We start from the raw sequence: 12243 nt of genomic DNA, 5'->3' as shown, positions 1-12243 counted from the left end.
CGCTCCTACAGGGTATCGCTGTCTCCTGTAAGAGCGGCCTTGTGTCGCGATGGGCCGTAAAGCGGCCCCAACGATTTCAGCTGTTCTGCGAGCCTTCGAACCAGGCCAGCTTGTCACGCAACTGCACCACTTCCCCGACAATCACCAGGGTCGGCGCATGCACTTCATGCTGCGCCACCAGGTCCGGCAAGTCCGCCAGGGTGCCGGTGAACACCCGCTGATTACGCGTAGTCCCCTGCTGCACCAGCGCCGCAGGGGTACTGGCCGCGCGGCCATGGCGAATCAGCTCGGCACAGATGGTCGGCAACCCCACCAAGCCCATGTAGAACACCAGGGTCTGCGCCGGCGCTACCAGGTCATGCCACGGCAGATTGCTGGTGCCATCCTTCAGGTGCCCGGTCACGAAACGCACCGATTGGGCATAGTCGCGGTGAGTCAGCGGAATCCCGCCATAGGCGGAACAACCGCTGGCTGCGGTAATGCCCGGCACCACCTGGAACGGGATGCCGTGCTCGGCCAGCTCTTCGATCTCTTCGCCGCCCCGGCCGAAGATGAACGGGTCGCCGCCCTTCAGGCGCAGCACACGCTTGCCCTGCCGGGCCAGGTCGACCAGCAGGCGGTTGATCTGGTCCTGAGGCACGGCATGGTCGGCGCGACGCTTGCCCACGTAGATACGCTCGGCATCGCGGCGGCACATCTCGATGATCGCCGGTGCCACCAGGCGGTCGTACAGCACCACGTCGGCCTGCTGCATCAGGCGCAAGGCGCGGAAGGTCAGCAAGTCCGGATCGCCCGGGCCAGCCCCCACCAGGTACACCTCACCGCCCTGCTGCACCGGTGCACCGTCGACCATCGCCTGCAGCAGGCGCTCGGCCTCGGCGCCCTGCCCGGCCAGCTGACGCTCGGCAATCGGCCCTTGGAACACGGTTTCCCAGAAGCCTCGGCGCTGGTTAACGTCCGGGTACAAGGCCTTGACCTTGTCGCGGAAGCGTGCGGCCAGGCCGGCCAGTTCGCCGTAGGCGGACGGGATCCAGGCCTCCAGCTTGGCGCGAATCAAACGCGCCAGCACCGGAGCATCACCGCCACTGGACACCGCAACCACCAACGGCGAACGGTCGACGATCGCCGGGAAGATCACCGTGCACAGGGCCGGCGCATCCACCACGTTGACCGGCAGGCTGAGGGCCTGCGCATCCGCCGACACCTGGGCATTGAGCCCAGGGTCGTCGGTGGCCGCAATCACCAGCCGGCAACCGACCAGGTCGGCTGCCTGATAGCCGCGCACCAGCACCTCGCCGCCACCTTCCCGGGCCAGCGCGGCCAACTGGCCGTCGACATCCGGTGCAACCACGCGCAGCGCGGCGCCAGCGTCGGCCAGCAGGCGCGCTTTGCGCAAGGCGATCTCACCGCCGCCAACGACCAGCACGCGGCCGCCCTGCAGCTTGTGGAACAGCGGCAGGTAATCCATTTAGCGGATGACCTCGACGCCGCCCATGTAAGGCTTCAGCACTTCCGGCACACGGATGGAACCGTCGGCCTGCTGGTAGTTTTCCAGTACGGCAACCAAGGTACGGCCTACGGCCAGGCCGGAGCCGTTGAGGGTATGCACCAGCTCTGGCTTGCCGGTTTCCGGGTTGCGCCAGCGGGCCTGCATGCGGCGCGCCTGGAAATCGCCGCAGTTGGAGCACGAGCTGATTTCGCGGTACTTGTCCTGGCTTGGTACCCACACTTCCAGGTCGTAGGTCTTCACCGCGCCAAAGCCCATGTCGCCGGTGCACAGGGCCAGCACGCGGTACGGCAGCTCCAGCAGCTGCAGCACGCGCTCGGCGTTGGCAGTCAGGCCTTCCAGGGCTTCCATCGACTTGGACGGCTCGACCACCTGTACCATCTCGACCTTGTCGAACTGGTGCTGGCGGATCATGCCGCGGGTGTCACGGCCGGAAGCACCGGCTTCGCTGCGGAAGCACGGGGTGTGGGCAACCAGCTTCAGTGGCAGCTGCTTGGCATCGAGGATTTCACCGGCCACCAGGTTGGTCAGCGACACTTCGGCAGTCGGGATCAGGTAGAAGTCGGCCTCGCCTTCGCGGCTGATCTTGAACAGGTCTTCCTCGAACTTCGGCAGCTGGCCGGTACCCTGCAGGGCCGGGGCCTGGACCAGGTATGGGGTGTAGTGCTCCTCGTAACCGTGCTCGCCGGTGTGCAGGTTGATCATGAACTGCGCCAGGGCGCGGTGCAGGCGGGCAACTGGACCACGCAGCACGGCAAAACGCGCGCCAGACAGCTTGGCGGCAGCTTCGAAGTCCAGGCCACCGCTGACTTCGCCGAGGGCGACATGGTCCTTGATTTCGAAGTCGAAAGCCTTCGGCGTACCCCAACGGCGCACTTCGACGTTGTCGTCTTCGCTGGCACCAACCGGTACGCTGGCGTCCGGCAGGTTGGGGATGGTCAGCAGGATGCCATCCAGTTCGGCCTGGATGCCGTCCAGTTCGGTCTTGCCGGCAGCCAGTTCGTTGGCCATGCGCTCGACGTCAGCCATCAGCGGCGCAATATCTTCGCCCTTGGCCTTGGCCTGGCCGATGGACTTGGAACGGGCGTTACGCTCGGCCTGCAGCTGCTCGGTGCGGGTCTGCACCGCCTTGCGGCGCTCTTCCAGTGATTCGATGCGCGCGACATCCAGGCTGAAGCCACGGGAGGCCAGGCGATCTGCCACTTCCTGAAGTTGGCCGCGTAACAGTTTGGAATCGAGCATATCGTTCTCTCGTTATGTGTAGGTGTTGGTTCAGAATCGGGTCAGGGACAGGCCGGCCCAGGTCGCGAGCAGCCCGCCCACCACGCTGATACCGGTATAGCCCAAAGCCAGGGGCACTTGCCCGCTTTCCAGCAGGCGTACGGTATCCAGCGAAAAGGAGGAAAAAGTCGTCAGGCCGCCGAGGAAGCCGACGATCAGCCCGGCGCGCAGCTCGACCGGCACGATCGGCTTGTGCAAGAACAGACCATAAAGCAGGCCGATCAGCAGGCAGCCAACCAGGTTGACCGCCAGCGTACCGAGATAGAAGTGCCGTGGCCAGTAGGCAGACACCCAGTTGGTGGTGGCAAAGCGCAACAAGGTACCGGCAATACCGCCAGCGCTGACGGCGGCAATCAGTGCAATCACGGCTTTCTCCGTTGGCGGGGGCTGTTGCGGTCAAGGTCGGCAAGGTGGCGCAGCTTCTCGCCAATCTTCAGTTCCAGGCCACGGGGCACCGGCTGGTAGTACTGGCGCGGCTCGAGTTCCTCGGGGAAGTAGTCTTCGCCGGCGGCATAGGCGTCGGGTTCATCGTGGGCATAGCGGTACTCGTCGCCGTAGCCCAGTTGCTTCATCAGCTTGGTCGGGGCGTTGCGCAGGTGCAACGGCACTTCCAGCGAGCCATGCTCGGCAGCCTCGCGCAGGGCGGTCTTGAAGCCCATGTACACCGCGTTGCTCTTCGGCGCACAGGCAAGGTAGGTGATGGCCTGGGCCACCGCCAGTTCGCCCTCGGGGCTGCCCAGGCGCTCTTGCACATCCCAGGCCGCCAGGCACAGGCTGAGCGCGCGCGGGTCGGCGTTGCCGATGTCTTCGCTGGCCATGCGCACCACGCGGCGGGCAATGTACAGCGGATCGCAGCCGCCATCGAGCATGCGCGCGAACCAGTACAGGGCGCCATCGGGGTTGGAGCCACGCACTGACTTGTGCAGCGCGGAAATCTGGTCGTAGAACGCCTCGCCACCCTTGTCGAAGCGGCGGCGGCTGTCGCCGAGCAGGCTCTGCAACATCTCGACATCGATCTCGCTGCCGTCTTCAGCCAGGTCCGAGGCGTTTTCCAGGAAGTTGAGCATGCGCCGGCCATCGCCGTCGGCGGCGGCCATCAGCATCTTGAAGGCGTCATCGCCAACCCGCAGGTTGCGCTTGCCCAGGCCGCGCTCTTCCGTCAACGCGCGGTTGACCAGCTTGCGCAGCGCCGCCTCGTCCAGGCTCTTGAGCACATACACCCGCGCCCGCGACAGCAGTGCGTTGTTCAGCTCGAACGACGGGTTTTCGGTGGTGGCGCCAATGAACAGCAGGGTGCCGTCTTCCACATAGGGCAGGAAGGCATCCTGCTGCGACTTGTTGAAGCGGTGCACTTCGTCGACGAACAGGATGGTTCGGCGGCCGTACTGGCCAGCCTGCTGCTTGGCCACCTCGACCGCCTGGCGAATCTCCTTCACCCCGGCCAATACCGCCGACACCGTTTCGAAGTGCGCATCGCAGAACTGCGCCAGCAGCCGCGCGAGGGTGGTCTTGCCCACCCCCGGCGGCCCCCAGAAGATCATCGAGTGCAGCGCACCCTGCTCCAGCGCTTCGCGCAGCGGTTTGCCGCGCGCCAGCAGGTGCTCCTGGCCGACGTACTCGTCCAGGTTGGACGGGCGCAGACGAGCGGCCAGGGGCTGGGCGACGGGTTCGCTTCGAAACAGGTCCATGGCGAGCTCTGGTTACTCCTTGATGACGTCCGCGCCTTTGGGGATGTCGAACTTGAACTTGCTGTCCGGCACCGCCTGGTTGGCTTTCACGCCATTGAACAGGATGTTGGTGCGCTGGCCGACGCTGTCGATCAGTTGCATGTCGTTGATCAGGCCCTTGCGGAACGACACGCGCAGCGAGTCGAACAGGGTGTCCTTGGTCTTCGGCTTGAGGGTGAAGTCCATCACTTCGCCCTGCTCCTTCGAGCTGATGTCGAAGCTCTGGCTGATCTTCGACACGTCACCGGACAGCAGCAGCGCCGGGGTCTGGTTCAAGCGCTGGTCGAGCTTCTTGATGGTCGCCTGTTCCAGGTCCGGGTCCCACAGGGTGACGTTCTTGCCGTCGGATACCACCACCTGCTCCTGCGGCGCATCGGTGTGCCAGTAGAACAGGCCCGGGCGCTTGACGGTCATCTTGCCGGAGGTTTCCTGCAGGCTGGTGCCGCCGGCGTCCAGGGTCAGCTGGGAAAAGTTGGCCTCGATGGTCTGCGACTTTTCCAGCAATTGGGTCAGGCGTTGTACGTCTTGCTCACCGGCAAAAGCCGATACGGTGGCCGACACAGAAGCCGCGGCCAGGGCAGAAACCAACAGCATGCGAATCGCGCGCATGGGAGTCCTCATCGAGCATTGAAAAGGCCGGGCGCCACCGTTGGCGCCCGGCAAGGTGTTCGTCAGTCGCGCGGGCCGCCCGGGGCGATCACTTCCCGCGAGCCGTTGCTGTTCATGGGGGTGACCACGCCGGCCATTTCCATGGCTTCGATCATGCGGGCGGCGCGGTTGTAGCCGATCTTCAGTTTGCGCTGCACGGCCGAGATGGACGCGCGGCGGCTTTCCAGCACGAACTGCACGGCCTCATCATACAGGGCGTCGCTTTCCGAATCTTCGCCATCGCCACCACCGCCGCCGCCTTCGAAGCCGCTGCCGGCCTCCTCGACACCGTTGAGGATGTCGTCGTTGTAGTCCGGAGCGCCGCGCAGCTTCCACGCTTCGACGACGCGGTGCACCTCGTCGTCGGAGACGAACGCGCCGTGCACACGAATCGGCAGGCTAGTGCCCGGCGGCATGTACAGCATGTCACCGTGGCCCAGCAACTGCTCGGCACCACCCTGGTCGATGATGGTCCGCGAGTCGATCTTGCTCGATACCTGGAATGCCATGCGGGTCGGGATGTTGGCCTTGATCAGGCCGGTAATCACGTCCACCGACGGGCGCTGGGTAGCGAGGATCAGATGGATACCGGCGGCCCGCGCCTTCTGGGCAATACGGGCGATCAGCTCTTCGACCTTCTTGCCGACGATCATCATCATGTCGGCGAATTCGTCGACCACCACCACGATGGTCGGCAGGGTTTTCAGCGCAGGCGGCTCGTCGTCCATGCTCTCGCGGCGGTACAGCGGGTCATGGATGATCTCGCCGGCTTCCTGGGCGTCCTTGATCTTGCGGTTGAAGCCGGCCAGGTTACGCACGCCCATGGCCGCCATCAGCTTGTAGCGCCGCTCCATCTCGGCCACGCTCCAGCGCAAGGCGTTGGCGGCGTCCTTCATGTCGGTGACCACCGGGCACAGCAGGTGCGGGATGCCCTCGTAGATCGACAGTTCGAGCATTTTCGGGTCGATCATGATCAGCCGCGCGTCTTCCGGGCTGGACTTGAACAGGATCGACAGGATCATCGCGTTCACACCCACCGACTTACCGGAACCGGTAGTACCGGCCACCAACAGGTGCGGCATCTTGGCCAGGTCGGTGATCACCGGCTTGCCGCCGATGTCGTGGCCCAGGGCCAGGGTGACCGGCGATTTCTGCTCGTCGTACTGCGGCGTGGCCAGCACTTCGGAGAAACGCACCATCTGCCGGTTCTCGTTGGGGATCTCGATACCCACGGTGGTCTTGCCGGGGATGACCTCGACCACACGCACACTGGTCACTGCCAGCGAACGCGCCAGGTCCTTGGCCAGGTTGGCGATACGGCTGACCTTCACACCGGCGGCCGGCTGGATTTCGTAACGGGTAATCACCGGGCCCGGGTGGATCGAGTCCACCGCCACTTCCACGCCGAATTCCTTGAGTTTGATTTCCAGCAGCTGGCCGACACCGGCCAGGGATTCCGGCGAGTACTCGATCTTCTTCTGTTCGGCCGGGTCGAGGATGGAGATCGACGGCAAGGTGCCTTCCACCGCGCTGTCGACGAACAGCGGCGCCTGCTTCTCCTTCATCACCCGCTTGCTCGGCTCCGGCGCCCTGGCGGGTGTCGGCGGCACGATCATCGGGGCCGCGGCAGGTGGTTCGCGAGAGATTACCGGCTCACGAGGTGCCGGCGACTCGCGTGGCACCACAGGCTCGCGCGACAGGGTTGGCTCACGTGGTTCGACCGGCTGGGCAGGTGCTTCTTCACGCTTGAAAATGCGCTCGCGCAGCGCCGGCTTGGCCGGTTCGCGCTTGTCGGCGGTCATTGGCGCGGCCTTGACCACCGGTTCATCCTCACGCAGCTGCGCCTCCAGGCGCTTGCGCTCGTTGCGCGCTTCCCACCAACGGTTGGCGGCGCCCTGCACCAGCTCGAACAGGTCGAGGGTGATCTTGCCGGTCAGGTCCATCACCTTGAACCACGACAGGTCGGTGAACACGGTCAGGCCGAACAGGAACAGGGCAATGAACATCAGCGTGCTGCCCTGCACGTTCAGCAGGTTGCGCGCCAGGTCGCCGAGGCTCTCGCCCAATGCACCACCGGCGGAGAACGGCATGCTCGCAGGCGGGTGGAAATGGATATGGGCCAGCGCCGCACCAGACAGCACCAGAAACACCAGGCCGATCAGCCGCCAGGAGAACAGCCAGCCGCTCCAGTCCCAGGGCTGGTGGCGTTCGCGGAAGATCTGCCAGGTCTTTATCGCCAGCAGCAGCGGGAAGATGTAGGCGAAGTACCCCAGCACCATGAACAGGATGTCGGCGAAGTAGGCACCGGCACGCCCGGCGGCGTTCTGCACCTGGTCGACGTTGCTGGTGTGGCTGAAGCCCGGGTCCGACGTATCGTAGGTCAGCAGCGCCATCCACAGGTACAGGCACAGGGCGCCGACAGCGATCAACGCACCTTCCTTGAGGCGATAATGCAGCTGCTGCCGCCACAGAGGGACGGGCAAGGGAGCTGGAGTTGCGGTGGATTTCTTCAAAACGCGTCTATTCCTGCGCGTGCTGCGCGTCCAATAGTGATCGGCCGACGGTGCGGCCAATGAACCACTACTTTTAACATTACTGCCCGCCAGCCGCCATGGCGGCACGCCAGATGGGGATTTGGCCGGGGGCGACTTTCATATAGCTGCAATTTGAGCATGCATTTTCTTTTGTGACAAAGGCTTATGCTGTGTTTTTGCACAGGTGTGACAGCAAATGTAGCGGATGGTGCCTGCGGCTTCATGAATGTGTAGGAAATTGCCTATTTTCATCACCTGTGCCGGCCTCTTCGCGAGCTTGCCCGCGCCCACAGGTACCCCGCAGGCTTCAGAGCCTGCACATGGCCTGTGGGAGCGGGCGCGCCCGCGAAGAAGCCAAAGAGATTGACCCTGCTTTTCACCCGCGCCATGCTGCCCTCTCCCCTCCCCCACCGCACGATAGACCATGCTCACCTGGCTGACCCGCGACTCGCTGACCTTCCCGCCTCTGGAAAAGGCCCTGCATGACCCCAACGGCCTGCTCGCTGCCGGCGGCGACCTGAGCCCCGAGCGCCTGGTGCAGGCCTATCGCCATGGCTGCTTCCCGTGGTATCAGGACGGCCAGCCGATCCTCTGGTGGTCACCCGACCCGCGCACGGTGCTGCTCCCGGACCAGCTGCACGTGTCGCGCTCGCTGGCCAAGCTGATGCGCCAGGGCCGTTACCAGGTCAGCTTCGACACAGACTTCCCCGCGGTGATCGCCGCCTGCGCCGCGCCACGTGACTACGCCGACGGCACCTGGATCACCGACACCATGCGTGCCGCCTACTGCGAGCTGCACCGACGCGGCATCGCCCATTCGGTGGAGGTGCGCCAGGACGGCGAGCTGGTCGGTGGTCTGTATGGCTTGGCCATGGGCCAGTTGTTCTTCGGTGAATCGATGTTCAGCCGCGCCGACAACGCTTCCAAGGTCGGCTTCGTGACTTTGGTCAACCACCTGCGCCAAGCCGGTTTCGTCCTCATCGACTGCCAGATGCCAACCAACCATTTGCACAGCCTGGGAGCCCACGCCATCAGCCGCGCCGAGTTTGCCGACTACCTGGCACGCCACCTCGACCAGCCCAACAGCGCCACATGGCTTTCCTAGGCGAGTTCCCGTAGCTGGCTTACACTTAAACAAAGTCTCACCGAGGGGGTTGATCATGACAGAGTTGGCGCGGTTGAAGTTCTATGCCACTCAACCCCACTCCTGCAGCTACCTGCCCGACGAACAGGCAACCACGCTGTTCCTCGACCCCAGCCAGCCGATGGACGTGCACGTGTACGCCGATTTGTCGGAAATGGGCTTCCGCCGCAGTGGCGACCACCTGTACCGCCCGCACTGCCAGAACTGCAATGCCTGCGTGCCGGCACGCATCCCGGCGGCGCGCTTCATCCCAAACCGCCAGCAACGGCGCATCCTCAAGCGCAACGCCGACCTGACCGTGACCGCCGCACGTCCAGCGTTCAAGGAAGAGTACTTCGAACTGTACCGGCGCTATATCGAAACGCGCCATGCCGACGGTGACATGTACCCGCCCAGCCGCGATCAGTTCTCCACCTTCCTGGTGCGCGACCTGCCGTTCTGCTGGTTCTATGAGTTCCGCCTGGAAGGCCGCTTGATGGCGGTGGCGGTGTGCGACCTGCTGCCCAACGGCCTGTCGGCTGTGTACACCTTCTACGAGCCGGACGAAGAACGCCGGAGCCTGGGCCGCTTTGCCATTCTCTGGCAGATTACCGAAGCCCTGCGCCAGGACCTGGAAGCGGTTTACCTGGGTTACTGGATCAAGAACTGCAAGAAAATGAACTACAAGACACAGTATCGACCTATCGAATTGCTGATAAACCAGCGCTGGGTCACCCTCAACTGAAAGGCATTGGCTTGACACACAGTTTTCGGGCATAATCCACGCCACTTTTTTGCCCGGTGCGGTTATGCGTCGGGCCAACACTGGATCCGAGGGCTCTACTGCATGTCGAAAGAAGACAGCTTCGAAATGGAAGGTACTGTCGTCGACACCCTGCCCAACACCATGTTCCGCGTGGAGTTGGAAAACGGGCACGTCGTAACCGCGCACATCTCCGGAAAGATGCGCAAGAACTACATCCGTATTCTCACTGGCGACAAGGTCCGCGTCGAACTGACGCCCTACGACCTGAGCAAGGGCCGCATCACCTACCGTGCGCGCTAAGCTCAAGCCATGAAAAAGCCCGGCCATGTGCCGGGCTTTTTTGTGCCTTCAGGATTGTAGGGGGCTGCTTTGCAGCCCCATCTATCACGCAACCTCAGCCGTGGTCTCGAAGTCGAACACCAGCTCGCCATCGCGCAGGTCGACGTGCACCACGCCGCCATGCTCGGCCAGTTCGCCAAACAGGATCTCCTCGGCCAGCGGCCGCTTGATCTTGTCCTGGATCAGCCGCGCCATCGGCCGCGCACCCATCTGCACGTCGTAGCCCGAGGCCGCCAGCCAACCGCGCGCATCATCGCTGACCTCCAGCAACACACGCTTGTCTTCCAGCTGCGCCTGCAGTTCGATAAGGAACTTGTCGACGATGCTCTTGATCGTCTCGTGGCTCAGGCGGCCGAACTGGATGATGGTGTCCAGGCGGTTGCGGAACTCCGGCGTGAAGCTCTTGCGGATGACTTCCATGGCATCGGACGCATGGTCCTGATGGGTAAAGCCGATCGAGGCCCGCGCGGCGGTTTCAGCGCCAGCGTTGGTGGTCATGATCAGGATCACGTTGCGGAAGTCGGCCTTGCGCCCGTTGTTGTCGGTCAGGGTGCCGTGGTCCATCACCTGCAGCAGCAGGTTGAAGACTTCCGGGTGGGCCTTCTCGATTTCGTCGAGCAGCAATACGCAGTGCGGTTGCTTGGTGATCGCCTCAGTCAGCAAACCACCCTGATCGAAGCCAACATAGCCAGGAGGCGCACCGATCAGGCGCGACACGGTGTGGCGCTCCATATACTCGGACATGTCGAAGCGCACCAGCTCAACCCCCAGCGCCTTGGCCAGCTGCCGTGCAGCTTCGGTCTTGCCGACGCCGGTCGGGCCGGCGAACAGGAACGAACCGACAGGCTTGTCCGGCGACTTGAGGCCGGCGCGGGACAGCTTGATAGCGGTGGCCAGCGAATCGATCGCCTGGTCCTGACCAAATACGGTCAACTTCAGGTCACGCTCGAGGTTGCGCAGCAGTTCCTTGTCGGAACTGGTGACGTGCTTCGGCGGAATGCGCGCAATCTTGGCGACGATGTCTTCGACCTGCGGCACGTCGATGCGCTTGACGCGGTTGGCCTCCGGCTGCAGGCGCTGGTAGGCACCGGCTTCGTCGATCACGTCGATGGCCTTGTCCGGCATGTGCCGGTCATTGATGTAGCGCGAGGCCAGTTCAGCGGCGGCGCGCAAGGCTTCGTCGCTGTACTCGATGTTGTGGTGGCTTTCGAAGCGCCCTTTCAGGCCACGCAGGATGCCCACGGTGTCTTCGACCGACGGCTCGCTGACATCAACCTTCTGGAAGCGCCGTGCCAGGGCACGGTCCTTCTCGAAAATGCCGCGGAATTCCTGGAAGGTGGTCGAACCGATGCAACGGATCTCACCGGACGACAGCAGCGGCTTGAGCAGGTTGGACGCATCCATCACCCCGCCCGACGCCGCACCGGCACCAATGATGGTGTGGATTTCATCGATGAACAGGATCGCCTGCGGGCGCTTGCGCAGCTCGCCGAGCAGCGCCTTGAAGCGCTTCTCGAAATCGCCACGGTATTTGGTACCCGCCAGCAGTGCGCCGAGGTCGAGGGAATACACCACGCTCTGCGCCAGCAGGTCGGGCACCTGGCCATCGACGATGCGCTTGGCCAGGCCTTCGGCGATGGCGGTCTTGCCCACACCTGCCTCACCCACCAGCAGCGGGTTGTTCTTGCGCCGACGGGCAAGGATTTGCGCCACGCGCTCCACTTCCTGCTCGCGACCTACCAGCGGGTCGATACGGCCGGCACGGGCCAGCTCGTTCAGGTTGCTGGCATAGGCATCCAGCGGGTTGCTCGAAGAGGCGGTATCGCCGCCCTCTTCGTCCTGCATTTCCTGGTCGCTTTCGGAATGCGAACCATGGCCCGGCACCTTGGAGATGCCATGGGCGATGTAGTTGACCACGTCGATACGGGCCACGCTCTGCTGCTTGAGCAGGAACACGGCCTGGCTTTCCTGTTCGCTGAAGATCGCAACCAGCACGTTGGCGCCAGTGACTTCACGCTTGCCGGAGCTTTGCACGTGGAACACGGCACGCTGCAGTACACGCTGGAAGCCCAGGGTCGGCTGGGTTTCACGATCTTCGTCGTTGACCGGAATCAGGGGCGTGGTGGAATCGATGAACTCTTGCAGGTCGTGCTTGAGTTTGTCGAGATTGGCGCCACAGGCGCGCAGAACGGTCGCGGCAGCCTCATTGTCAAGGAGTGCCAGCAGCAGATGTTCGACGGTCATGAACTCATGACGCTTCGAACGGGCCTCCTTGAAGGCAAGATTGAGGGTGACTTCGAGCTCGCGGTTTAACATAG

10 protein-coding genes are annotated in these 12243 nt (G+C 63.7%); 3 read left to right on the top strand and 7 right to left on the bottom strand.

Going from position 1 to position 12243, the window contains the following annotated elements; genetic code table 11:
* Positions 1 to 76 precede the first annotated feature (76 nt).
* The 6 genes from cysG to MJ643_RS09195 all read right to left on the bottom strand — a co-directional run bounded on the left by cysG (position 77) and on the right by MJ643_RS09195 (position 7676).
* On the bottom strand, positions 77 to 1468 hold the full coding sequence (gene cysG / locus MJ643_RS09220) for a siroheme synthase CysG (protein ID WP_013973282.1): 1392 nt from the start codon (positions 1466 to 1468) through the stop codon (positions 77 to 79).
* On the bottom strand, positions 1469 to 2749 hold the full coding sequence (serS, locus tag MJ643_RS09215) for a serine--tRNA ligase (protein ID WP_003258877.1): 1281 nt from the start codon (positions 2747 to 2749) through the stop codon (positions 1469 to 1471).
* A gap of 30 nt (positions 2750 to 2779) precedes the next feature.
* Positions 2780 to 3154, bottom strand: coding sequence for a fluoride efflux transporter CrcB (crcB, locus tag MJ643_RS09210; protein ID WP_013973283.1), 375 nt, complete (start codon positions 3152 to 3154; stop codon positions 2780 to 2782).
* The gene (locus MJ643_RS09205; RefSeq protein ID WP_013973284.1) at positions 3151 to 4476 is read right to left on the bottom strand and encodes a replication-associated recombination protein A; all 1326 of its coding nucleotides are present in this window, start codon (positions 4474 to 4476) and stop codon (positions 3151 to 3153) included. Before MJ643_RS09205 ends, crcB begins: the two co-directional genes overlap by 4 nt.
* Before the next feature lie 12 nt (positions 4477 to 4488).
* The gene (gene lolA / locus MJ643_RS09200; RefSeq protein ID WP_003258873.1) at positions 4489 to 5124 is read right to left on the bottom strand and encodes an outer membrane lipoprotein chaperone LolA; all 636 of its coding nucleotides are present in this window, start codon (positions 5122 to 5124) and stop codon (positions 4489 to 4491) included.
* 62 nt (positions 5125 to 5186) lie between these two features.
* Positions 5187 to 7676, bottom strand: coding sequence for a DNA translocase FtsK (locus MJ643_RS09195; protein ID WP_024087387.1), 2490 nt, complete (start codon positions 7674 to 7676; stop codon positions 5187 to 5189).
* Positions 7677 to 8121: 445 nt separating this feature from the next.
* Between MJ643_RS09195 and aat the strand changes: the two genes are divergently transcribed.
* The 3 genes from aat to infA all read left to right on the top strand — a co-directional run bounded on the left by aat (position 8122) and on the right by infA (position 9886).
* Positions 8122 to 8802, top strand: coding sequence for a leucyl/phenylalanyl-tRNA--protein transferase (aat, locus tag MJ643_RS09190; RefSeq protein ID WP_013973287.1), 681 nt, complete (start codon positions 8122 to 8124; stop codon positions 8800 to 8802).
* Positions 8803 to 8857: 55 nt separating this feature from the next.
* Positions 8858 to 9565, top strand: a complete 708-nt coding sequence (locus tag MJ643_RS09185) for an arginyltransferase (protein WP_013973288.1) — start codon at positions 8858 to 8860, stop codon at positions 9563 to 9565.
* Positions 9566 to 9667: 102 nt separating this feature from the next.
* Complete coding sequence (gene infA / locus MJ643_RS09180) at positions 9668 to 9886, top strand: translation initiation factor IF-1 (protein WP_002553999.1); 219 nt, start codon at positions 9668 to 9670, stop codon at positions 9884 to 9886.
* Positions 9887 to 9970: 84 nt separating this feature from the next.
* Here the strand turns inward: infA and clpA are convergent, their stop codons facing one another.
* Positions 9971 to 12241: an ATP-dependent Clp protease ATP-binding subunit ClpA gene (gene clpA / locus MJ643_RS09175; protein ID WP_013973289.1), complete on the bottom strand. Its 2271-nt coding sequence runs from the start codon at positions 12239 to 12241 to the stop codon at positions 9971 to 9973.
* Positions 12242 to 12243 lie beyond the last annotated feature (2 nt).

Source organism: Pseudomonas sp. PNPG3 (genome assembly GCF_023093815.1).
GTDB classification, from domain to species: Bacteria; Pseudomonadota; Gammaproteobacteria; order Pseudomonadales; family Pseudomonadaceae; genus Aquipseudomonas; species Aquipseudomonas asiatica.
This window is presented reverse-complemented; position numbering and strand designations above follow the sequence as displayed.